The sequence below is a fragment of the Saccharicrinis fermentans DSM 9555 = JCM 21142 genome, from assembly GCF_000517085.1.
Classification (GTDB): Bacteria; Bacteroidota; Bacteroidia; order Bacteroidales; family Marinilabiliaceae; genus Saccharicrinis; species Saccharicrinis fermentans.
The window spans coordinates 997,895-1,024,481 of the sequence record NZ_KI912107.1 but is presented as its reverse complement, the minus strand read 5'-3'; the positions used below and the strand labels follow the sequence as shown (position 1 = coordinate 1,024,481).

Below are 26,587 nucleotides of genomic sequence, written 5' to 3'. Positions count from 1 at the left end.
ATATTATTTAATGTATCAAGCTAATTTCCGGTGAATTGTGCACCGGAAATTTTGTTTTTTCTCAATCTACTTTAACAGCTTTAGCTCTGTTAAGATAACTGTCAAAAGTAATGGTATATCTAATGCGCGAAGGCACTTCCATAGTCACATTATTACCGCCTTTTAATACGGTCATTTCTGGATCTACCGACCTGTCAAACCTCCAAAATGGATCAGGCCACCAGCCCCAAGGATGTTGTGGTTGGAATATCATTTCTACTGTACCTTCCATATCTAAAGTTTTTGTAAATCGATAAAGGTTATCTGGATCACGATCAAAGGTAACAGGATTACCTGTTGACCAATTTTGATCAGGATATTCTGGAAACCCTTTACCTACGATTCCAAGTTCTCCTACCCACGTACTATTAATATAATCATCATCATCAGGGAACTCCGTTTTTGATTCAAAGAACCAGTAATCTGGCACAAATTTTTCTACACTAAAAGTTAGCTCATTAACATCAATGTTAATGCGATAATATCCCACTTCAGGTAAAATGATTGGCAGCGCTTCTCTTGAATCAATAAGTTTTTCACTATTTGAAGGATCTATTCCAAAACAATGCGGATCAAAACTAGAAGTTTGAGGAATAAACTTCACTTCGGTATTGGCAGCTGCGGAATAATACTCGGCAACAAAAGTATTAGACCCAGTAGTTTCAATCAACATTGGAACACCAAACAGGTCAGACACTAGTTCTGCATCCGTCTCAACATCGGCCAAATACATTTTTTGATATACAAAAGAAGCCTCCACTGTACGCATTGTGGTAACCAACAAACCTGCACTATCGGCTACTGTGAAATTAAAGTGATAACTTTGTTTTTCTGCGGGCAACATCACTGTTTGGGCATAATCATACAAACTTACGCCCATACCTACAAAAGAAATACTATCATAGAAGTTCAAGTTTTCTTCTTCTACAATCAGGTATCCCAATTGACGATCATCACTTATCGTACATAATAGATCAAGAGGAGTTTCTTCAGTAGGTTCAATGGTCAAACCATCTACCGGACTACTTACTTGAAGCACCGGATCTACGAAGTCGCCATCCATAAAAACTTTTAAAGTTTTGGATGTTATAAGTCCTCCTAAGTTTGTAACTGCCACATCAATCTCAAACTCTTTGTCTTCTGCACTCTCTGGAATCAAAAAACTATAATTTAGATCATATGCCTTAATAATAGCATCATCCTTATTTAGTTCTATTACTTTATCAAGATACCACTCATCAATTTTCAATGATATGGATTTAATACCAACTTCATCTTCAATACGGCCTTCAATAGTAAATGTCCTTCCTGGTTTACTATGAATTTTATCTGCTGATAAAGTCAGAACAGGATCAACGGTAGCTGTCCATTTTTTATCGTCATCACTATCACAAGATGACATAAAGAATAGAGCGGCCATTAATAAAACTCCTACCTTCCCTAATTTTAGTTTTCTCTTCATAACTTAAAAAATGTATTTATTTTCATATGATTAAATTTATCTTTCAGTGGTCATTTAGAACTCACCAACATTAATCATTCCCCTGTGTGAGAAACAATTCCCATGGCTCGTTTCATCATTTCCAAATCAAAGCGCTTATATTCACAAATAAACCTTATATTTCAGTCGAATTTTTGTGATTTAGATTCATTTATTATCACTTTTAATTCAAATAGAATAAAAAGCACCTAGGTTCAAAACATACTTTAAATACTATATATCAATGCATTATCATATATTTAAGATTGTTTTTTAAGATATTCTTTCATAAATGATCTATAATTAAGAATCATGCAGATACTATTTTTAATAATTTTTGATTTTTTTATAAAAAAAGTCTTAAAAACTTAAACAATGGCAAGTATAAATAACTCATCATATAGTCATCAAATAGTTATAATGTTCCTTATTGCATGGAATATTTCAATTCCAGTTTGGTCTAACAATGAATTACCCTCAGAAACATATTCAGTTTCTATGATATCAGGCAATGAAGGGTTACCTACAGAAGAAATAAGAAAAGTATTTAAAGGATCTAATGGCTATATGTGGTTTGCCACACCAGAAGGTCTGATTCGTTATGATGGTTATGAATTAAAATTATATTCAACTTCAAAATATCTAACCCAAGGATTGATCACAAATAATTTTTCGGACATTGTTCAAACCACCGATGGAACACTATGGTTTGCGACGGATCATGGAGTGGCAAGGCTAGATGAGAACAATGAAACCTTTTCATTTTTTAACACCAATAAAAAAAACTGGAAATCACAATCCTATAATAAAATTAACACCCTAGCTACCGACGCTGAGGATAACATTTGGATAGGAACAGGTGGTGGTGGAGTTTTAAAATTAAACACAAAAAACAATCATTTTGAAGAATTCAATAAGAACGACTCCAGAATAGACATGTCCTCAGAATGGATCGTTAAAATATATTGCGATAGTCAAGGAAATACCTGGATTACAACATGGGAAGGTAACCTGATTATTATTAATGAAAAAAAAAGGATCTACAAAACAATTCAAGGCATTACTAAGGATCTGCTATTCTCCGAACACACTCCCTATTCCATACATGAAACGAGCAACAACAAATATTGGCTTGGCTTATGGGGAAAAGGACTTGTTTGTGTTTCACTTGCACAAGATTACCAGTTAAACCTAGAACACAAATTAAATAACTTAAACAACAACAATATTATATACGACATAGATATAGATAAAAAAGGTAATTTATGGTTAGGCACAACCAATGGAGTCATTCAAGTACAAAAGCCCCAAAGTGCATCTCCAGAGGTAGTATTAATCAAAAACATCGATTCAGAGCCCTCATACAACCTTCAATATGAGGTATTTTCTATATTATGTGACAACAATAACTTTATTTGGGCCGGAACCCTCACAGGCGTATATCTTACCAATCCTTTTTCTCAAAACTTTTATACATATATTATCCCTCTTGAAACCAATAAACTTTTAAGTCAAGCTGCAACAGCTATTACAATCGACCCCCAAGGCCATTTTTTAATTGGACTCAGAGGTTATGGTTTTGGAGAATATTCGTTCACTGACAATTGCTTTATTCCCTATACCTCGCATCCAACCTACAACAAACTCAATCCAGCACTAAATACTATTAATTGTTTTTTATGGGACAGTGATGGTTACCTATGGCTTGGAACCAGATACCTAGGCCTCATTAAATATGACCCCAAAACTGGTCATTCCATAGAAATCAACCAAGACAATCATGTTTTTAACTTCAATGCCGAGACTGTTGTTGATCTGCTTCAGGATCATTTGGGTAATATATGGGCAGGGACAGAAAAAGGAATTTATAAAATCATCAAACACTACCCCATTAAACTTGAAAACTTTAGCATCGTACGTTACACACACGAAGAAGATAACCCCCACTCCATTAGTAGTAACCTGATTTCAAAAATAATTGAGGATGATAACAAACAACTTTGGATCGCAACATTTGACAAAGGAATTAACAAGTTAAAAACGAGACTCGAAACCCATTATCCTGTACAATTTGAAAATTTAAATTCCAGCACTTCCAAACTATTCAAAACCTCATCTCAAATAAGCACCATGTACAAAGGCTCTGATGGGACAATATGGATAGGAACCACAGGAGGCAAGCTCTTAAGGAAAAAAATGAACAACAATAATTTCAAGCTTGTAAAAGAGGTGGATAATATTATTGGAGAAACCATATTCAGCATCATTGAAGATAATGACCATTTTCTTTGGGTAGCATCAAGTCAAGGACTTGTAAGGATTGATCTAAATAAAGAATCCATATCCTACTCCATATTCCCCAAATCAACGGAACTTTTGAATAATAATTTCATCAGAAATGCCATATACAAAGACACAAATGGCAAGCTCTACCTCGGGGGTAATAAAGGATTTAACGCATTCTTCCCCCACTCTATCGTTCCCAATCCGTCCATACCTCATGTGGCCATCACGAATATCAAACAGGGTAACCAAACTATTAAAATGCCCACTAACAACAACCCTCTCATATTAAACCACACCAACAATACACTCTCGTTTGCTTTTTCCGCATTATCCTATGCTTCTCCTGAAAACAACCGATATGCCATCATGCTGGAAGGAGTTGACGATGATTGGCGATACATTAAAGCATCCATCAGAGAGATTACATATGCTAATTTAAAACCAGGAGAGTACACACTAAAATATAACGCTTCCAATAACAATGGCCTTTGGAGAGCAGAAGCGCGTCAGTTAAGGATCCGTGTAAATCCAGCCTATTATGAGACCTGGTGGGCCATTACGCTATACTTTATCATCATACTCTCCTCCCTACTATACATTATTTTAAAAGAACGAAAAACAAATAAAATAATGAGAGCTCTGGAGATTGAACATATTGAACATGAAAAATCAGAGAACCTGCTTAGTTTTAAAAAACAGCTCTTTGCAAATATATCCAACGAATTTATTACCCCACTCAATGTACTCAATGTTTATATTGAAAATTGGAGAAATATTCATACTTCCCCCCCCCCAACAGGACTTACTATTGGCACAACGTAACATCAACAGACTCATCCGATTTAACAAACAATTTTTATATTATAGTGCCGCCGATACTGAAAAAATAGAATTGAACATTAAAATGGAAAAACTAGACCTCTTCACTTCCAATGTATGCGAAAACTTTAGTCTCTTGATGAACAAAAAAAAGATTCAATTCTCTAAAGATATTCAGCTAAATCAAAATGAAACCTGGTTCGATACTGACAAACTTGACATCATTTTATACAATTTGTTATCACTGGCATTAAAGGACACTGCTCAAAAAGGATCTATAAATATACAGGCCTATTCTACCATCAGAGACCATGAGGACTATGCTACATTCAAAATAACACACACATATCTGGCATTAAGTGATTTAACCCACGAGTTGACCCATGATAAAATAGAGCATCTATCGGGAAATATTAACATTGGTTTGGCCATTACCAAACAGATGATTGAATTACACAGAGGACAATTAGAATTTTCCACAAGCAAAAACGAAAGAAGCATCTCCTTTAAAATACCAACCTCCTATAAGGCTTACCAGGACTTAAATCCGGTTATCAGCAACAATACCCAAGAAAATATCAATTATCTAAAAAATAAACTTGAAATTGAAGAAGAAGTATTAGTAAACCTGAAAAACCTAACAAAAGAAACAGATAAAAAAAGCACTATTATCATCATTGATCCAGATCATGATTTGCGCCGAATATTAAAACAGCAACTATCCACATTTTTTAGCATCAAAGAATTTAGCAATGCACAAACAGGCTTAAAAAACATTTTTAAACTATCTCCTGATCTGATTATTTGCGACACCTTTACATCACAACCTTTTACCGGAATGGATCTTTGTAAGGAAATAAAAAAATCACTCAGTCACTCTTTAACCCCAGTGATTATATTGTCTGGCCAGCCTTCTGAAAGTGAAAGAGCCCTATGTTACAAAGCAGGAACAGATAGCTACATTGCCAAACCAATTGATATTAATACACTGCTCATTAGAGTACAAAACCTCATAAAGCAGAAAATAGCTACGCTTGAGTCCGTTCCTACACCGATCAATCGTTTTACTAAAACGATTAACAAAGGGAAAGATATTTTTTTAAATGAGATAAAAACGACTGTAGAAAAAAATATCTCTGATCCACACTTTGGAGTAAATGAACTGGCAAAGGGGCTCAATATTAGCAAATCAATGCTATACCGAAAACTAACCAACAGCATTAATCTCTCACCCAATCTCTTTATAAAAAAAATAAGACTTTTGAGAGCCATTCAGCTACTTGAAGAAACGACACTAAATATTTCAGAAATTGCAGAACAATGTGGTTTTAATGACATCAGCTATTTTGGTCACACTTTTAAAAAAGAATATGGTATTTCTCCTTCATCATACAGACAAAACTTCCATAAATATAGTAACAGAAATGGGTAAACGACTTATTTCAAATCACCATAGTATCTGCTATGCCTGATCTCCACGAGTTCTTGATTGATTGCACTTTTAATTCTCATAACGAAGTTCTAATACATCATCCGGGTGCAATAATTTCAGAAGGCAATTCAGCGGTGTTGTTGATGTAAAGTTCTTCTTGTTCAGATTAACAAAAATATTTGCACGACAACTATAAGCAACATTTATACCCAATTTTTGGCACTGAGCCAAATATCCTGCTAGCTTACCAGTCTCCCTTTCTTATGTACCAACAAATCACACGGGAGAGCCTCGCTATTTTTTTGAATTAGCTCTTCGCTTTATCGCCAACTCCCTGGTTGTCAAAGGGAATTGAGAATGTTCCGTTCTTGCATTTTTCAGAATATTGAGCATTACATTTAATTGCGCAGGTTCTTTTTGCGCCAAATTATTTGTTTCTCCCAAATCCGTTGCAAGATTATATAATTCAGGTTCACCTTCCAACCTATAAACCAATTTCCAATCATCTTTTCTAATGGCTTGAATGGGCCCTTGACGCTCATTAAACTCCCAATACAAATAATGATGTTTTTTTTGTTCAGTGCTTTGTCCAAACAGCTCAGGCACAAAAGAAATACCATTAATATCCTTACGACTTGGTTCAACACCAGCCAACTGACAAGCTGTTGGCAAAAAATCCCAAAAAGCAGATATATGCTCACTGACTGCTCCCGGCTTAATTTTTGATGGATATCGAACTATTAAAGGTACCCGAATTCCACCTTCGTACAATTCTCGTTTACCCCCACGCAACGCACCGTTACTGTTAAAAAAACGATCTTTCTTTTCAAATTCAGGACCATTATCACTGGTAAAAAACACGATTGTATGATCATCAATCCCAAACTCTTTTAATTTTTCAAAAAGAACTCCCAGATCCCTGTCCATTCTAGAAATCATACCAGCATAGGTGGTATTTCCTTCCTCATCATTTTTATAATGTCCCTTTGTATTCATCTTACGTTTGGGCCAACCAAGATTCATGTATGGCTCCTTTGATTCTTGGGGCACTGTTAATTCTAGATGAGGAATGGTTAATGCCAAATACAAATAAAAAGGATTATCTTTTTCTTTTTCGATATAATGTAAGGCTTCATTTACAAATATATCATGCGTATACTTCCCTTTTTTAGTTTTGAAGTCATTCCCCTCTAGTACATAAGGTTCATTATTTCTATACAAGGTATCCCAATAATAATGATGCGCATCACCATGAGTTTTGTAACCTAAAAAATAATCAAAACCATGTTCAGCTGGCATATTTAATTTACTATTACCTTCCGAAAGCCCCCATTTACCAATCACGGCCGTTTTATACCCTGCCCTTTTCAGTTCGCTGGCTACTGTCAATTCCCCTGGCTTTAAGTTCACGGGTTGACCACTTTCGGTCCACAGCGGATTTCCACGCACAGAAGCATGTCCTTGATCATAGCCAGTCAATAAACTAGCACGAGATGGCATACAAACAGTAGAGCCAGCATAGTGATTCGTAAAACGAATACCTTCAGCAGCCATCTTATCCAGATTGGGTGTTTTGATTTTTGTTTGACCATAACAACCTAAATCAGCATAACCCATATCGTCCGTCATTATAAAAATAATGTTGGGTTTAGCACTCATTTTAGACACCTCCTTCGATTTGCAACCTGCAAAAATTAGAAATGACATACATATTGACAACAATGATATTTTGAGCATAGTTTAAAACAATTATTATTTCAGGTAGGCTAAGTCACTAAGAAAAACAATAAGAATATTATTTTAATCTTCCACCACCATACTTCCCCACCACTCATTACCAGGGTTAAAATCTTTTGATAGAAACTTCATTCTTTGTTTTTCAAGTCGTGGCAACAACTTTTTCTTCACTTGTTCTAGTTTTTTTCTTTCTCGTTCTGCCGTCCATGTGGGATCTTTTTCTGGGAAACGAGCTCCCATTTCGTGAAGCATTTCAAAAAGCTTGGTACTCATCTCTTTTACACGAGCATTGTGTTCCTGTGCCAGGTCATTAGATTCGCCCATATCATCTTTAAGATTATAAAGTTCTTCACGGCCATCTTCATAGTAGTGAATAAGTTTCCAGTCTCCTATACGAATGATGGATGAAGGTTCACCTCCTTGGTTTCCATAGTGAGGGTAATGCCAAATAAGCGGACGTTCAGCAATCGACTCTCCTTTTAAAAGAGGAACCAAGCTCACACCATCAACATGCTCCTCTGGTTTTAAATCGGCACCGGCTAATTCAAGGAGCGTTGGATAAAAGTCAGTTCCTACAACCGGAGTACTGCATCGTTTTCCATTACCCATTCCCGGCACTTTAATAAAAAAAGGCTCTCGGATACCACCTTCATACTGATAACCTTTACCTCCACGTAAAGGTAAATTAGAAGTAGCATAAGCATCTCCAGCCACAACACCTCCATTATCGCCTGTAAAGCAAACAATGGTATTATCATCCAATCCTAAATCATCCAGCGCCTTAAGAACGACTCCAACAGCATCATCCATTGTTTCCACTAAACCACCATAAATAGGGTTATCTTGTGTTTGTCGCATGGGTAAAAAATGCCCCATTTTAAAGGCCTTAGGAGCAATACCCATAGCCTCTGCTTTATCACGATATTTAGCCCACTTTCCTTGACTCGTCTGGATAGGTCCATGCACTGCATAAAAAGACAGATAAGCAAAAAATGCAGTATCCTTATTATTTTTTATAAAGTTTGCTGTTTCTCTGGCCAGACGCATTGAAAGATTTTCTCCATCCGGACCGCTTTTTAGATTTGGATTCTTATAAGGAGCAAAATATCCTCCAGAAGGACTACCTGCATCCCATCCACCTATATTAATATCAAAACCATGATCTTCAGGCCATGAACCTTTTTCTCCAATATGCCATTTCCCAGCAAAGAAAGTCTTATAACCAGCTTCTTTCAAAGCTTCTGGTAAGGTGGTATATTCCAATGCCAAACTATGTTTGTATTCCGGGGGCAATAGTTGCGTTGCCCTTCCTCTTTTACTCCATGCCTCTCCTGTTTTAGCCCCAATCCAATCCGTAATCCCATGGCGCGCAGTAAATTTACCACTCATGATACTTGCTCGTGAAGGACTACATACCGAACAAGCGGCATATCCATCGGTAAAAAGGGTTCCTTCATTGGCAATACGGTCAACATTAGGGGTCTCATAATACTGACTACCCATAACACCACAGTCTGTATAACCATAGTCATCCACCAATATAAAAAGAATATTGGGTTTCTTCTGTTGTGAATTACTTTGCTCAGATTCTTTTTGTTGCTTATTTTGACAGGAAAATAAAATAAGAACAATGACGGGCAAAAAAAAGATTACTTTTTTCATGTTTATAATTTTTCTTTTAATAATCACATGAAACTCGCCCCGAAGACATTTCTCCCTGTGAGAAATAGCCTATCATGGCTCACTTCATGTTAATTTTTATTTTTAATGGTCATTTAAAACTTCCCACAATAAATCATCTACTCCATGAGAGAGTGCATTCTTTAGCTTATTTCATACAATTTCTAATTATTAATAGATATCAAAAATGCATGACATATTGTAAACTACACATGATTCAAAATACAATCCTAACACGTTTTCCGGTAGTTCACACAAGTTGATAAAATTACCTATAATATTTGACATCTCTTCATACAAAAAATATTATCAGCATATATAACAGCACACATCCACTAACTATTTTATATGCAAATTCTTATGAGGAGGCAGACTAAAAATAGACTTACCATTGGTATTTACAAAACCTTTGAATGCATAAGTTCTCCCTTTTTTAAACTTATCCTTAGGTATATGTACCGTAAACATTCCATCTTGCAAATCGGATGACTCATACAAATCTTCTTCAACATTCAAATATGAGATATCACTGACAGAAACACCATAACGAACATTTCCATCCCGCTTAATATTTTTAAATTGAACAGTGACACTAAAAACATCCTCTCCTTCAACAATGTCTTTTACTTCAATAAGAATTTGGTGATCACGTTTAATCACTGTAGCAATATTCGGGTAAAAGTTACACTCCCCATCCTCATTATAAGACTTCACAGTATAATAATAGTTATCCTCATGTTTGGCTGTTCTATCCAAATAATTATTCATATCTATATCTTCAGCCAACACTTCAAATTGGTGAAGTTTTTTACCTCTATACAATCGATATTTAACATGGGGGTGAATCGTATCCTGGGCTACCCATTCCAGATATACATGACCGTCTGCCGTTTCTTTGGCAGAAATATTTCTCGGAGGATAAGGCAAGTTCTTTTTACAAGACACCGTTTCCGCAAGTGAGTTCTTTCCCGATCCTAAGCCGTTATACGCAGCCACTGTAATATGATACGGGACATCATATTGAAGTCCTTCAATACGATAACCAAACACATTTTTCGCATCATATTGAACTATATTTTTTCCGTCATTGACAGCCACCGTATAGCCTGTGGCATTTTCAACACTCTTCCACATAACTGTAATCGTGGTATCTCGTTTGGCTGTTTTAAATATCATCGGTTGTTCAGGAAGTGCATACCTTAGGTGAACCAAAGGAGACAATGCACTCTCACCTTCCCTGTTAAATGCTTTCACTGCCAAATAGTACTGCTGACCTTTCACAAGGCCCGATACCTTAGCACTCACCTTGTCTGCTCCGTTTAACACAATTTCCTTATTCAGATTATTGACATCAGTTCCGTATATGATCTTATACCCTTTAGCAATATCCCTTTTCCACCACGTCAACTCAATTCCGTCATCAACTACTTTTGTTTTATATATACGTGGTGCTGATGGTGCATATTTTTCGTTGGACTTCCATTTAAACAGAGTCACGGAATAAGGTCTAATGATTAAATCGTTACCTTTCAATGTTTGTTGATATGTTGGGATGTTTTTGTTTTCGGCAAGCTCTGAAAACATATATTTGGTCATTACTTTACCTTTAAGTACTTGGTGATCCATCCATACCTCCGTGGGCAAATATTGATCTGAACGATTCGTTACAAGCAAGTAATCATAACCATTAATACCCTTAAAAGCCCTGGCATACATTCCATCCACCTTTTTTTGATTCAGACCCAACACTTGAACATTATTTTCGATGCTTGTATTCCAGGTATAAACACTGTTATTGGTGGCTTCATGAATCATTTCAATGGCCTTACCCTCATCATCTTTTTTGATTCCGGTGAGCAGTTCAGCAGTATTTATTTTTTCTCCATTTGCATAAGCGTCCTTGATGACCTTGTTAAAGTTTTTAGCGGGTCGATACTTATTACTAATCTCATGACTTCCGATGTAAAAAGCATTCGGGTGCTGTAATTGGCGTAGTGTATATTCTGCATTATAAACAGCAGAAACAATACCATTTAAAGGGGCATTCCAAACACCAAACTCTGTAATCATTAGAGGTGCTCCTTTCCATGTATAATCTTCAATCTGTTTCATTGCTTTAGGAGAAGTAGCTTCAATCACTTTGGTATTTACCCTTTTCAGTCCTTTGGAAAAAGCTTCTTTACCGCCTACATGTGGAGCATAAGAATGTTTCGAAAACACATTCCAGTAGGCACCATTCTCTTCCTGGTATTTATGGATCTCCTTCATAAAACCCCAGATACCATCCCAAGTACAGTTTAATGCTAATTTTGCATCTGGAAATACTTCCTGAATAGCCTCTGCGTAAGGCTTCATCTTAGTTGCATAATCGTATCCATCATTCCACCAATAACGGTCACGGTGAGGCACATAGAAATAAGGCTCATTACAAAACTGCCACGCTTCTACTTGTATATGATTGTTCTTGCAAAACCGAGCTAACTCTTTAACCACTTCAGGAGTCTCGGTAAATCCATTGACTGTAATAATTAACTTACCACCCACTTCTCCCAGTAGTTCATATAAATCGATTAAACGATGCGGACCTTTCACCTGAGTAAATTCATATCCCGTAAAAAATGGTTTGGGATGGTCAAACATCATAATATAATCTTTATCATACAAACCGGTAGCACTGTTAAATGCATCACCCATGGTACCTGAAAAATAACGTAACCAGCCCGGTTTTAAGCCATGCACTGCTTTTCGAAAGTCTGGATGTGAATAGCTCCATACCTTATCGGCTATTCGAACATTGAAACCACTGCATCCTTCTTGCAACGAATGGCCATTTGTAGTGTCGATGGTAATCTTTAGTTTATTACGCTGTCCATACAAACTGGAGACACCTAATAATAGTGCAAATACAATCACTCCAACAACTCTCTTGGAGGCTTCTACATTTTTATCCATATTAATATCTTTTATGATTCAAATTTAATACGGATAATACCATTCCATTATAATGCATTTCTCAAAACATAAGAGAAATACGTAAGTTATTCTTGCTTATTATTCATTCCATATGTATCATCATTCACGCAAATATAAGTCATTCATTTTCTGCAACGAAGCATTTAGCACATACACAACAATTCGTAAAAAAGTAACCAGAGGCAGTGTTCAGAGACTGCACAAAACAATATGCACAACCGCTACCCCTGGTATTTTAGTCACCTTTCAAAGAAACACTATTGGGTATATTCCATTTCAATGTCATTATTGCGTACCTCTTCCAACTTCACTTTTATATCACTCCCCTCACCTTTAAAATTCAAAATACGAAAGATTGCTACGATGTTTTTATGGTCAGTTTCCGAAAGCTCATCATAAATAATATCACATGCGGCAGCCAAATGCAAAAAGAAATTACCTTCGTGAACCATTACTCCGGTAGTCGCAGCCCCTACTGAAAGATATCCTTCCTGTTGATCCGTTCAGTTTTGTATAAAATCAATTAGTTTATCATAACATTTCCTTTCCCCAGTAAGCTTATATGCAAGTGCTAACTTAAAAGCCATTTCGCCATCACTGGCAACACCCAAATGAAAATATGCAGCTTCCGATAACAAATTGGTAACTTGCAAATGATACCATACCGTATCATTTGCTCTTCCAGGTTTAGATAGGGATTCTGCTTTCAAATAAGACTTACACAAACCTCAGAATACATCGCTCGCTTTGGTCTAAAATGTTTTTTGACACAATACTCATAATGTACTTGCACATCTAGCCCATTATATCTATTGCACTACAATAATTTTTTTATCCATAATTTGGGCAGACGACTTTCCTATCTGCACTTCGTACCGACCAGGATTAACAACATACTTTTGCTTTTCCACACTCCACCAAGCCATATCATCCATTGAGAAACTCAATTCAACTTGTTTAGATTGACCTTGAGCAAGAGATATACGCTGAAAAGCTTTCAATTGACGAACTGGTTGATAGACCTTTGAGTCGAGGTTTGTAACATAAAGCTGAACCACTTCGTCAGCATCCATCGTTCCGGTATTGGTCACCTTCAATACGGCGGTTACCTGCTTGTTCTGTCGTTTGACACTCAAGTCTGAATAATCAAAAGAAGAATAACTTAGTCCAAATCCGAAAGGATAAGTTACATTATCCTTCATATACATATACGTTCTACCTTTACTGATCTCATAATCTTCAAAATCAGGCAATTTCTCAGGGTCGGTATAAAATGTAAGCGGAAGGCGTCCGGAGGGACTTACCTTTCCGGTAATCAGTTCTGCCAAAGCATAGCCACCCTCTTGACCAGGGAACCATTGAAGAAGAATACCAGGCACCACCTCATTGAGTTCCGCTAGCTGCATTACGGTTCCTCCGTTCAAAACCACCACCATATTGGGATAAATAGCTGCCAAAGACTTGATTTCCTTCATCTGCTCCTCTGGTAAAATAGAATTCATCCGGTCATGCGATTCTTTTGACATTCTCCATGTAAGTCCACCCACATAAATAAGCAAGTGATCTTCCGGATTCTTCATATTTTGTTTTTGTTGAGGCTGAATCCATTTTAACTGCGCTTTTGCAGGTTCTGCTTCCCTATTATAGTATTCGACCTTTAGATCTACCGCCTTTCCTGCCTCCAAGAAAACGCCCTTTGACTCCAGTGAGTTGGGGGCTTTGGCGCTCCATACATCAATGATTTTCTCCCCGTTCACCCAGACTCTTGCACCACTAATTGCATCCAATGAAAAATAATGAGTGCCTGTTCGATTAGGCGTCAACTGTGCAGTCCAACGTGCCGAAAAAGTAGGTTGGGGGATTTCTGGATCAATATGTGCCAAAGGTTTGGGCAAATCCAAGTCAATAGTACGATCGATGCGCACAGAAACAGGTTTATCTTCCAATTTTATACCAGAAAAATATTCCCCCAACACACCTTTAGCGTTGGATTTTCCTGGCACATTCAAGTTCCCTTCGGGAATAAACAGCCAGTTTTCGCCCAATTGACCTTTTATTTCGTATGTATCCCCTGCAATGGCTTTCATACCCAACAACGGAGTCGCAGCTACACCTGCGGCATTACCACTATAAGCACCGAAAGGCGCATCATTTACATAAGGTCCTGCAAAAAGAATGGTTTTATATTTTTCGGGAGTAGCCGGAAGAACACCATCCTTGTTTTGTAATAAAACAGCGCCCTCACGGGCAATTTGTCTTGCAATAGCTAAATGAGCATGAGAACCCACCACATCTGTTGATATTTTCGTATATGGGTTATCATCATCGCTACGCAACAGCCCCAGCTTGATACGTGTTGCCAGATTACGGATAATAGCCTGATCCAAGACCGACTCTTTAAGTATGCCTTGCTCAACAGCTTGGCGTGCCCATTCCCGCTCATTCACATGGCTACCTCTATCAGACCCGGAGTACATATCTACTCCTGCGGTGATCATCATCATTGCAGCTTCCGGACCATTTTTGGCGTAGTGATGTTTTTCGACCAAATGTCCTGGCACCCCCACATCTGTTACTACAGTTCCAATAAATCCCCACTCTTTACGTAATACATCACTTAACAACCATTTATTAGAAGAACAAGGAACCCCATTTAATCCATTATAGGATGACATAATGGATTCCACATCTTCACGCGCTATCACATCCCGATAAGCAGGAAAGTAATATTCACGCAATGCCCTTTCCGAAATATCAGGTCGCACATATAAACGATTATGCTCTGTATTATTGGCCACAAAATGCTTTATAGTGGCCACAGTCTTTAAAAAATCCGGATGATCCCCTTGCAAGCCACGCACAAAAGAACAGGCCAATTCGGTAGTTAAATAGGGGTCTTCTCCATAGGTTTCTTCCGTACGTCCCCAACGTGGATCTCTAGCCATATTAATCACTGGACTCCAAAGTGTTAATCCATGATAACGTTTCACCTGATCCGTTGGAGAATCAGCATGATGCAAAGCCCGTGCTTCATCACTAATGGCATTCGCCATATCTTTTATTAACTGTGGATGCCAGGTGGATGCCATAGAAAGGGGTACTGGAAATTGGGTGGCCTCACCACGACGGGCAACTCCATGTAGGGCTTCATTCCACCAATGATGCCCAGGAATATGTAAACGTTCAATAGGCAGATTGGTCATTTCTATTAAGCGGACTTTTTCTTCTAAAGTCATTTGCTTAACTAATTTACTAGCTTGCTTGGTTGCTTTTTTATGCAAAGCTGTCCTGTCCTGTGATTTTAAATGCGTTCCCAATAAAATGGTCACACTGTAAATCACTAAAGTAAATAATTTCCTCATGGTATATTAATAGATCAAAAATTGTTTTTAAGCATCCTAAAAGTCGTTCCATTCATTATATCCCGATAAAACAACTATCTTTTAATTGACTAAAAATCATAAAGATTCCATCACTAACTTCACCACACTTGCCATTTTATTGGGGGCTTGCAGTGGAAGCTCTATGGAAATACCGGAATTTATTTTTCTTATTTTTAATTTTTTATGGGGATTATTTAATAGACTTGCTCTTTTAACATTCACCGCCTCATTTAGCAGAAGTTTTCCATCCGAAGGCCAATCAAATACAGCGAGATAAACAATAACACCCTCTTTGCTTACTTTTTTAGTACAACGTCCCCAAGGCAGTTTCCCGAAGGGGCTGGAGGAAGTCCCATAAATTGACTCTCCATAAATATCTAACCAACGTCCCACTTCCTTCAGTCGTTCTACTGAGCGAGCGGGAATAATCCCCTTTCCTGTGGGGCCCACGTTCAGCAAAAAATTCCCTCCTTTGCTTGCAATATCAACCAAGCTATGCACCAAAGAGTCGGCCGATTTCCAATTATCATCCGTTTTATGATATCCCCAAGCACCATTCAATGTCATACATGTCTCCCAAGGTTGAGGCTCTCCTCCTGCCGGTATTTTTTGTTCCCTAACTGCATAATCACCAAGTTTATTCCCTACCCTCTGATTGACAATACATGTAGGATCCAGTCCATGAATTAAAGCCAATAACTCTTCACTCTGTTGCTTGGATATGAGTTCAGGAGTATCAAACCAAATAATAGCAGGATGATATTGATTTATGAGTTCAATCATTTGAGGCTTTACCTTTCTTTCAAAATACTTAGAGAAATCTTTTTCTGCTTCATTGGGGTAATCCCAAATATTACTTCGCCAACCGTCTACGGAATTACAATCCGGATCATGCCAATCTCTTCCCAAAGAATAATAGACCCCAAACCTTAAACCCTCTTTTGCACATGCTTCACTTAGTTCTTTCACAGGATCCCGTTTAAAAGGAGTCCTTTTTACAATATTGTAATTACTACTCGGACTATTAAACATAGCAAAACCATCATGATGTTTAGAAGTTAAAATCATATATTTCATTCCCGCATCCTTTGCAATCCTTACCCATTCATCCGCATCAAAATCAACTGGATCAAACTCGTTTGCAATTTTTTCATAGTCAGCAATAGGTATTTGAAGATTACGCATCATATGCTCAGAACGACCATCTTTTCCATTCCAAAAACAACCGTCCTGTGCGTACAAACCCCAATGAATAAACATTCCAAATCGAGCCTCCTTCCACCACTCCAGTCGTTTTGAAATGATTTCGCTGGATTCCCGCTGTTCCAGCTTTGCATTGGCAAATTTATCTCCCGTATCAATGGTTCCATCAGCATTCACCTGCGCTTGCATCATTAATGGAATTAAAATCAGTAAAACAATAACATACTTCATATTTACATTTTTTTGAATGATTATATGATACTCGCCAAAATTAATCATACGCCTCTGTGTGAAGTAATTCCCATGGCTCGTTTCATAATAAATAATCTAAGTTTAAGAACCCAAATAAGCCCCCTGTTCCAACAAATTATTTTTCAACTCATCATATCTCACCTCACAGGGCTTTATATGATGAATCGAAGCCAATCCTGCTAAAACACCAGCTCCCTGTCCAATGGCCATTGCGATGGGAGTTACTCTGATAGCAGCACTAGCATAATGATCAGCACCTATGGCACGTCCGGCTAAAATGAGATTATCTATCTCATTCACCAACAATGAATCAACAGGAATATAATATATACCCTCGTCTCTTAAATGAACAGAATCAGTAGTCTCCCCATCCGGAGAATGGATATCAATCGGGTAACCACCTACCGCAATCGTATTTTGAAATTTTCTTTCATTTACCAGATCCTCAGAAGTCAATACGTATTTAGCATGCGGATGACGCGACTCTCTAATACCAATATGTGGAGCCGTACCCACCAATGTGGCCTTTTCAAACCCAGGTGCATACTTACGCAAAAACTGAAATATTTCAACACACTGTTTGCGTCCTGCCGTTTCTGCTTTGCTAATATCGAAAGGATTGGTAGGATCCATTCCTAAAATACGAGAAGTATTAAAAATAAATTCGCCTTCAGTATTGGTTTCAAAAAACAAAACATTATCTCGTGGTATAGTCACCTCTCCTTTCTTCTTAGCTTTCTCCCATAAATCATAAAAGCCCCAAAGCGATATTCTTCTCGTTCTATTTAAGACCTCTTTCTTATCTTGTGTACGTATTGCATCATCAAATTGATCCCAATTTTCATACATATACTTTCGTAAAGCATCCGTATTTACATTTCCTATCTTCACATTCATGGTCAAAGGTTGTGATTTATTATCTTCATCTCTTCCCAAGGTAAAAGGAACACCAGCTAACTTGACTAATTCGCTATCACCACTGGCGTCAATAAACTGTTGAGCTTCTACCTCCTGAATACCACCTCTGTTATGAATAGAAAGCGAAACAATCTCTCGATTCTCTGTACGCACTCCCACTAATCGTGTATGATATAAAATCTCAACGCCTGATTCTAATACCATATCTTCCAATACCACTTTAAGCATCTCAGCATCGAAAGGAGTTACTGTAGAACAATATCCTGTTCCATCTAAAATATGTCCAGGACTAGCACCTAGTTTCACTAAACGCTCAATCATTTCGTTGGGTGACCCAAAAACCAACTGTTTCCCGGCACGATTATGAAAAGTCATCATGGGGCCTACTCCCATAGCTGTCAAGGATCCCCCTAAAAAGCCAAACTGCTCAATTAGAAGCACCTTAGCTCCAGCACGGCCAGCTGCCATGGCTGCATGACTCCCTGATACTCCGCCCCCAACAACCACAACCTCATAGGTTCCTATATTTTTTATTTGTAGAACTTTCATATGTTTATTATTTTTTAGGAACTATCATATCATAAAATATAGCCATCATAATAACCACGAATGCTCCAACAGGGAACCACCAAAAAAAACTGATACCCTCCATATGCATCCAGCCTATACAAGCAATAGCTAATAAAGACCCCATAAGAATACCCATAAAAGAACCACGGCGCATTAAGGCTAGAAAAGCAATTCCGATCAATGTTCCGTAAGCATACCCGGGCACTTTAAATCCTAAAGCCAACAAACCACCATCCTGAAAGAAACTAAATCCATAAGCCAATAATGCCAATATCCCCCCCCAAACAATAATAGCCATCTTAGAAATTTTAACCACTTTATCTTCGTTCATGAACTTTAATCTCGGAAATAAAATACTTCCAACCCCCATTACACTTGTCTGTGAAAGAGCAGTTAATGCAGAATCGAGGGTAGATATACCTGCAGCAAACATTGCAGCAATAATAAGTCCTGAAATACCATTGGGCAAGGAGTTAACAACATAATAAGGAAAAATACGATCTGGTTCTTGCACCATAGAAGCATTTATTTCTGGAGAAAGAGGATTGATATGATAGTAAGCCACTAAACCAATACCTACAAATGCCATTATCCAAGTGGTAGCGACGCCTATTACAGAAAAGCCCACCGCTTTACGCGCTTCTTTGAGATTCCTGCAACACAGAGCCCGTTGGGTAACAACCTGATCAACAGCATTGGAACCAAACTCAAAAAAAGTACATCCCAAAATACCTACCCAAAGCGTATATGTTTTATGTGGATCCAACGAAAGATCCAGTAATGTTAGCTTAGCTTTTTGATCTGCTATGACTATCATCTCACTTAAGCCACCAGGAATATCGCCTATGGCATAAAACAGTGCGAACAGGGCACCAAATATAAATATTACAAACTGTAAGGCATCGGTCCACACGACGGTTGTGATACCTCCAATATATGACCACACTACAGCAAAAGCAGCAATAATACCAATACACAAGATAGTACTTTGTCCGGTAATTACACTCAAAACCAGAGCAGTACCCAGCAAACGAACACCCTGACTCATGGTTGCCCCCACCATAAAGAAAGTACGAGAAAGCTGACTAACTCTAATACCTAATCTATTTTGAATAAAATCATAGGGACTGTATATATGATCCTCATAATACTCTTTCAGCAATACAAAAACCATCAATATATTTCCCAAGGCAAAACCAAAAGTCATCTGTAAATAGCTTAAATCACCATGGAGCGAAAATACAAATGCGGGCACCGCAATAAAAGTAGCTACACTAGTTTTGGTCGCTATAAGGGACAAAGATACTGTCCACCATGGCAAATTATTACCACCACGAAAGAAACCATTCAAACCCTTATCTTTATTTTTCACTAACTCCCCAAACACAGTAGTTCCCACTAAAAACACCACTAAAACAATCCAATTCAGTGAACTAAAATGCCCCGAAGCAATTGTCGGCCGCTGAGCAAACAACACAGGAAGACACAAAACAATCAACCCTATGCTTGTAATTACTTTTTTCATTTTTCAACATATTACAGATCCAACATCCTCTTTTACAAACAATTATTCCACTATTTTATCTTGTTCTATTTTTTTCAGGCGCAGCAATGCTTCCATATAATAATAATCCGCATAAATAATAGGCACATCAATTTCTGAATTTTTAGGCATGTGCCCCACCGAGTGTGTAAGGATAGCTTGATTCTCATCACCGCAGGTATATTTATCTGTAGACAGTATGCTTAACAACTTAAGGGCTGCATTATAATACCTTTGTTGATCCGTTTTCTCCATTACCAATCCTGAAAGCTCAAGCATACCGCAAGCAGCCACAGCGGCCGCAGAGACATCTTTAGGCGTATTGGGAATAGCGGGGTCATCGAAATCCCAAAACGGAATTCCATCTTCAGGTAGGCGTTCCAGGAATCTATCACACATCTTCATGGATGTTACCAGAAAGTCCTTGCGTTTTGTTTCTCTATATGCGATGGCAAAACCATAAATACCCCATGTCTGTCCACGTGCCCACATCGACTCATCGGCATAGCCCTGATGTGCTTTCCCTTCGATGAAGGCACCTGACTTATCGTCGAGAGAAACCAGATGATAAGCGGAATAATCAGGACGAACAATATACTTCATTGTCACCTCTGCGTGACTCTCTGCTATATCATATAAGCGTTGCTCTCCTCCATTTTTCGCTGCCCAAAATAGGAGTTCCAAATTCATCATATTATCAATAATAGTATTGTGAGGATATTGAGGTTTAAAAGGCCAGGAATGAATACTCCCCACATTAGGATTAAAAAGAGTAGCTAAGGTATCAGCTGCAGCCAGTAATATTTTTTTATATTCCACATTACCAGTTAAACGATAACCATTACCATAACTTGGCAACATTTGAAAGCCAATATCATGATCCATAGCTGGGGTATAAGCAATTTCTTTTAATGAAGCAGTAAATCGTTCCGCTTCCTTCTTCAACGCCGCATCACCTGATGCTTCATAGGCATACCACAACACTCCCGGCCAAAAACCACTGCACCAATCTCTAACACCCACACACTCCCATTCTTTATTTCCCGGGGAAATGGTTCTGGGAAAGGTATCTGAAGAAACTACGGTACGCACCACTTCTTTAATTTTAATAATATTAGATTCAAGTATTTTTTTCGAATCCACTTTTACTTCATTATTAGAGCTTGTATGGCAACGGACAACCCCCATTAAAACCACCAAAAACACACAAAAAACTACTGTTCCTTTCATAATTAAATATAAATTCATTCCTCAAACACATCATCTAAGCTATCCATAAACACCTCATACATAACATAAATAGCTTTGATAAAAAGCAAATATTTGTTTTTTAAACCCGGGAAATGCATTAGAAAATCTATTTCAAATTAAAATTACTGTCAATCAAAAAAACTACTCACGCGTGTTATACCTATTCAAAGCAAGTTATTTTCCTAATTTTTGTAAATTATTTACAAGGTTAATTTGAACCAATTCATAGTTTCATACGAATTTATATTCATGAGAAAGGTGCCATTTCAATCAAGGCCTCGCAGTTTTTATAGAAACAGTTTATTTTTTAGACAAAAAACAAAAAATTAAATTTCAATTACTTACACCACAATAAAAGTAGCATTTTATAAAATGAGACGTTCCAACAGGATAGAAAAAAGGAAGCATTGGCTTTCTTCAGCCCAAAGAGAATTTCGTTTGGACAAGAACAATAAAAAACAAATATTTTTACACATCAAGTCCTAATAATATCATTTATTAACTTTACTTAACTGTAAAATCCAAAAGAAAGAAGCTATTCGAAAAGATACTTTTATTGCCACCGGCAATATCATACCATAAAGTAGTCAAAAATAAAAAAAGCCAGGAACCAACCAATATAAAAAATATAATACCCCATATAAACCCAAGTCACTTTCGCAGGAGATGTTCCTCCAAGGATTTACATTCAGTTAACCATTCGGTATCGAATAAAACTATTGGGGCTTCTGAATGGAAGAAGCGTACTCAGAGGGTGTTAAACCGGTCACTTTTTTAAACGCTCGATTAAACGAAGACTTAGAATTAAACCCACACTTTTCGGCAATTGTGAGTAAAGTAAACTTTTCATATTCCGGTTTTTGCAAGCACCTTTTATATTCTTCTATACGATAAGTATTTATAAAATCAGTAAATCCTTGATTTAGGTTTTGGTTGATCGATTGAGAAATATCGTGTAACGAAACATCCAGCGCTTTAGAAATATGAATAATTTTTAAATCACTATTTATATATACCCTAGACTCTTCTAGATACTCTTGAATTCTCTTTAACAATGCTTTACTATCCTTAGTAGTAAGATGAGATGATTCATACCTTCTAAGATCATTATTTTTATCTGAGATCATATGCGCTAATTTCTTTCTATAGCCCATTATAATAAAGCCCAAATTAAAAACCAGCATTAACAAAACAATAAACACCAATACTAAAGCAAAAATACTACTATGCCATTGATGTTTAATAAGTATAGGCAAGCGCAGAACCGAACCAACGATAACACCCGACTCATTACTAATAGCCACATTAAAGATATATGAACCAGGATTAAGTGCATTATAAGACACAGTATTCTTATTATTTACTTGAACCCAATCGTCGTCCTTACCAACCAGTTTGACCACATAATTCTGATGGTGTTCAAACTTATTATTTACATTTACAAAACGAAATCCTACACTATTGTAATCACCCGGAAGTATAAGTGAGGTTAAATCTTCAACAGGTCGATGAACGATACCTGCCAACTCCTCATTTAAAATCTTACCTTCAACCATAATTTCAGTAATAAGAATACTATCGAGCTCCTTTCTAGGAATGGTTTTATTTGCATCAATAATCACCAATCCCTCTTCATTACCCAACCATACATCTCCATCCTTATCTTTCACTGAAGCCCCCCTACAATATATAGTACCTGGTAACCCTGCTGAGGTATAAAAATTATTACAAGAGTCTTGTTTGTGATGGTATAGGCTAAGACCTTTTAAAGTACTAATCCAATATGAATCCACACCTGCTTCAACAATAGAAGCAATAGCATCGTTACACAATCCATTACCTGTTGAAATATGGTTTAAACGATTAAAATCCTTATCAAAAACAAAAACTCCACTTTTCAATGTTCCAACCCACATTGTACCATGAGAATCAAGATACAAACATACCACTCGTACATCTTTACCAAAATCCAGTTTACAAACTAATTTTAATTTATTTTCCTTATACTCATAAACATGCACACCATTATCACCTCCAACCCATATCCTGTTATATCTATCCACTTTAATATCAAACACCAAGTCATCATTAAAAACAGAGTTAACCATAGTAAAAGAGTTAAGCTCACCCTCAGCACTATACATTTGAACTCCATTGAATCCACCTATCCACAAGTTACCTAAAGAATCTTGATCTAAAGCATAGACCGTTTGTTTATGAAATAGATGATCCTGCCAGAGTGATAATTTTTTTGTTTGCAATGAATAACTACTAATTCCACCTTCGTAAGTCCCTAAAAGTATCTCATCCTTATATCTTAAAAACTTTAATATAATTTTTGAATTCAACGTTGTATGATCCTGTTCAAAAAACGTAAGTTCTTCGTTGGGTGAAACAACATACAATCCGTTTCGTGTACCTAAAAATACCTCATCATTTTCAGCAAGATAAATTGAACGAACACTTTTATTTATTAGCTTATCATTTATTGTATTGTTCGCATTAAAGATCCGTTCCGATAACAAAGTATAGTTCACCCCTCCCATGTAGGTTCCTATCCACAAAACACCTTTATCATCGACTTCCATAGTAGTAATGGTATTGGAAGATATGGAAGAGCTAATATGTTCCTTCTGTTCAAAAACTTGCAATTCATTTACTTTGGAATCATATACCATGAGTCCATCTGAATCTGTACCAATAAAAAGCTTATCATTGGCACTTAACAAAGATAAAACCAACACATGATCCAGTTCATTTAAAACGCCAAACTGCTGACTGCTCAAGGAAAAAAAATTCACACCATCTCCCTTTCCTAGATAAATACGATCATTCATTTTAGCCACACAATTATAGCTCTGTGCAAATTCTGCATCATGATAAATTAGTATCCTATCCAAACTGATATCATATTGCACAAAACCGCCTTTGGTGGACAAATACACCTGATCATCATCCACTACTAAGCCTGTAACAAAATTTAGCAAATGATACGGTTCCGGATGAAACAATATGGGCGTTACTGCAAGGGTGTGGGTGTTAACAGCATAAAAGCCAACATCCGAAGTAAAATAGAGAAACCCTTCCTTATAATATTGTATCTCAGTAATATTAATTTGTGGTTGATCGGGAATAGAAAGTCGAGAAAACTGTGATGCAATGCGATTCCAATAATACAAGCCTTCCTCTGTCCCTATCCAAAGCACTTTATTTTCATCTTCACTAAAACAGGTGATACTTTTATGCGCATTGTTAAAATAGCTACTAAAATCCTTCACCTCATAACCATCAAAGCGATTCACCCCTCCAAATGTTCCAATCCACACATATCCATAACTATCAATATAGGTAGACTTTATAGCATTCGTAACTAAGCCATCATCCATGGTTAGGTGTTCAAAAAACAACTTTTCGGAACATACATTGGTGAAAAAATGAAGAAAAGAAATAATTAACAAATACCTGTTTAACATGAAAATATCATTCATAGAGGTAAAAAATGATTCTAGCGACAAACTACAAGATTAATAACATTCAAAATTATTTCCAATAAAATTGAATGATAATTTTACGCCAAAATACCTATAAGAAACCCTCATTATTTCATTATTTACAACCATCAATCATACAAAGCTGGCTGCTGTTCTAATTTTCACGTTTGAGAAAGACTCACTGATTGCACATTTTGCCAGATTGTATCCCCTCACAACCTTCATAAGTAACCTTGTTCTACCATAACACTATTATGAGGTTATCGTCAGCTATAAATACTCCGAAATAACACGCGCTACTTCTTTACCTTGCGCTGTAAATCCGGCTTGATTATAGTGTACATTTCCCGGAGCCTGCGCCCATTGCTTTTGATGAGGTAAAGTAAATGAATAAAGATCATTGATGATAATATCAGGATAGCTTACCAACACTTCTTTAGCGGCACGATTATATTTGGCACTGTCGCCTTTAAATCGTCCTTTTGAATTTTCAGGAACTGATGTTGTGGTAGCAAATATTATAATGGCCTTAGGAAATTGAGTCTTCAAATAATGGCAAATCTGATTTAAGTTTCTTTTGTACTCCTCTAATGACGAAACTTGTTTTCCATTTTTATCCAAATGCCTTCCCTTAAGATATTTCAAATCATGCAAGCCCACATTAAAATGAATTATATCCCATTTAAAATTCCATCCATTTTTTAAGCCGGGCTGAAACATGGTGGAATGCAATTTTTCCATGTTTGGAATAAAATCACGACTAGAACCTCCATTTTTAAATAATCGATAAACATTGGCCTTACCTTTTAAACATTGTTGCACCATGGATGTGTACATAATGGAAATGGAATCTCCATAGATAAACACATAAGGCTTTTTTTTGATGGGACTTACATAATCAAAGGCATCCGTTTTATATACTTTCGCCATATTACCACATAAGTTATCCCAAGTAATTTGACAAATGCTATGATCTATTTTTCTTCTTTTGGCACAGAATGCATTAGGTGCAACCGCCAAACTCAATGCGCCTGCTCCTAATAATTGAACAAATTCCTTTCTATTCATGTTTTTTTGTAGTTTTCCTTCTCTAGCAAGATTAATAAAGCAAGATTCCGCGTAATACTGCAACAGCAGCACGGTATCACTCATCTGTTTTGAGCGTAAAATAAAAACATTTTCGTTTCCGCCCCAATTTTTGAACATATTATTTATCAACTTGAACCAAGTCAATTTATTTTCGTCCCTACTATCACATAGCTATACCAAAAAACTACCTTACAGAAAGCAGCCCCACAGAAAAAAGAAGCTCAAAAATATTATTAATACAAACTTCTCTTCTATTTCTATTGTTTTATTCCACTATAATAATATCCCTCAGCTCCTCATCTAGATAAACATCTCTCCCACCATCTAAGGATAATGTAAATACAGGAATAAGTCAACAATTCATATTTACGAATATCAGACTATAAGATATATATAAAATGTGCACTACTAATACTAACAACTACCTCTTTAAGTATTTCA

14 protein-coding genes are annotated in these 26,587 nt (G+C 36.9%); 2 read left to right on the top strand and 12 right to left on the bottom strand.

Going from position 1 to position 26,587, the window contains the following annotated elements; all coding sequences use genetic code 11:
- Nucleotides 1–61: 61 nt before the first annotated feature.
- The gene (locus tag CYTFE_RS0104225; protein WP_052342982.1) at nucleotides 62–1,501 is read right to left on the bottom strand and encodes a hypothetical protein; all 1,440 of its coding nucleotides are present in this window, start codon (nucleotides 1,499–1,501) and stop codon (nucleotides 62–64) included.
- A gap of 393 nt (nucleotides 1,502–1,894) precedes the next feature.
- Between CYTFE_RS0104225 and CYTFE_RS0104220 the strand changes: the two genes are divergently transcribed.
- Together CYTFE_RS0104220 and CYTFE_RS0104215 are read left to right on the top strand one after the other, a co-directional pair.
- Nucleotides 1,895–4,627 (top strand): ligand-binding sensor domain-containing protein, encoded by a 2,733-nt coding sequence (locus tag CYTFE_RS0104220; protein ID WP_027470798.1) that lies wholly within the window; start codon nucleotides 1,895–1,897, stop codon nucleotides 4,625–4,627.
- The gene (locus CYTFE_RS0104215; RefSeq protein ID WP_027470797.1) at nucleotides 4,554–6,056 is read left to right on the top strand and encodes a hybrid sensor histidine kinase/response regulator transcription factor; all 1,503 of its coding nucleotides are present in this window, start codon (nucleotides 4,554–4,556) and stop codon (nucleotides 6,054–6,056) included. Before CYTFE_RS0104220 ends, CYTFE_RS0104215 begins: the two co-directional genes overlap by 74 nt.
- A 294-nt stretch (nucleotides 6,057–6,350) precedes the next feature.
- Here CYTFE_RS0104215 and CYTFE_RS24920 read toward each other — a convergent pair whose 3' ends face one another.
- The 11 genes from CYTFE_RS24920 to CYTFE_RS28340 form a co-directional block, all read right to left on the bottom strand.
- On the bottom strand, nucleotides 6,351–7,763 hold the full coding sequence (locus tag CYTFE_RS24920) for an arylsulfatase (protein WP_044212236.1): 1,413 nt from the start codon (nucleotides 7,761–7,763) through the stop codon (nucleotides 6,351–6,353).
- Between the two features lie 93 nt (nucleotides 7,764–7,856).
- On the bottom strand, nucleotides 7,857–9,455 hold the full coding sequence (locus CYTFE_RS0104205; RefSeq protein WP_052342981.1) for a sulfatase: 1,599 nt from the start codon (nucleotides 9,453–9,455) through the stop codon (nucleotides 7,857–7,859).
- Between the two features lie 357 nt (nucleotides 9,456–9,812).
- Nucleotides 9,813–12,425: a fibronectin type III domain-containing protein gene (locus tag CYTFE_RS0104200; protein ID WP_027470795.1), complete on the bottom strand. Its 2,613-nt coding sequence runs from the start codon at nucleotides 12,423–12,425 to the stop codon at nucleotides 9,813–9,815.
- Between the two features lie 278 nt (nucleotides 12,426–12,703).
- Nucleotides 12,704–12,898, bottom strand: a complete 195-nt coding sequence (locus CYTFE_RS0104195; protein ID WP_027470794.1) for a hypothetical protein — start codon at nucleotides 12,896–12,898, stop codon at nucleotides 12,704–12,706.
- 357 nt (nucleotides 12,899–13,255) lie between these two features.
- Complete coding sequence (locus tag CYTFE_RS0104185; RefSeq protein WP_052342980.1) at nucleotides 13,256–15,808, bottom strand: beta-glucosidase; 2,553 nt, start codon at nucleotides 15,806–15,808, stop codon at nucleotides 13,256–13,258.
- A gap of 96 nt (nucleotides 15,809–15,904) precedes the next feature.
- Nucleotides 15,905–17,263 (bottom strand): alpha-L-fucosidase, encoded by a 1,359-nt coding sequence (locus CYTFE_RS0104180; RefSeq protein WP_081736094.1) that lies wholly within the window; start codon nucleotides 17,261–17,263, stop codon nucleotides 15,905–15,907.
- A 102-nt stretch (nucleotides 17,264–17,365) separates the two neighbouring features.
- Nucleotides 17,366–18,751 (bottom strand): FAD-dependent oxidoreductase, encoded by a 1,386-nt coding sequence (locus CYTFE_RS0104175; RefSeq protein WP_044212234.1) that lies wholly within the window; start codon nucleotides 18,749–18,751, stop codon nucleotides 17,366–17,368.
- Nucleotides 18,752–18,758: 7 nt separating this feature from the next.
- Nucleotides 18,759–20,297, bottom strand: coding sequence for a sodium:solute symporter family transporter (locus CYTFE_RS0104170; protein WP_027470789.1), 1,539 nt, complete (start codon nucleotides 20,295–20,297; stop codon nucleotides 18,759–18,761).
- A 42-nt stretch (nucleotides 20,298–20,339) separates the two neighbouring features.
- A complete protein-coding gene (locus CYTFE_RS0104165) occupies nucleotides 20,340–21,545 on the bottom strand; it encodes a glycoside hydrolase family 88 protein (protein ID WP_044212249.1) in 1,206 nt (401 codons plus the stop codon).
- Nucleotides 21,546–22,282: 737 nt separating this feature from the next.
- Nucleotides 22,283–25,054: a ligand-binding sensor domain-containing protein gene (locus tag CYTFE_RS0104155; RefSeq protein ID WP_027470787.1), complete on the bottom strand. Its 2,772-nt coding sequence runs from the start codon at nucleotides 25,052–25,054 to the stop codon at nucleotides 22,283–22,285.
- A gap of 273 nt (nucleotides 25,055–25,327) precedes the next feature.
- Complete coding sequence (locus CYTFE_RS28340; protein ID WP_161636222.1) at nucleotides 25,328–26,125, bottom strand: SGNH/GDSL hydrolase family protein; 798 nt, start codon at nucleotides 26,123–26,125, stop codon at nucleotides 25,328–25,330.
- Nucleotides 26,126–26,587 lie beyond the last annotated feature (462 nt).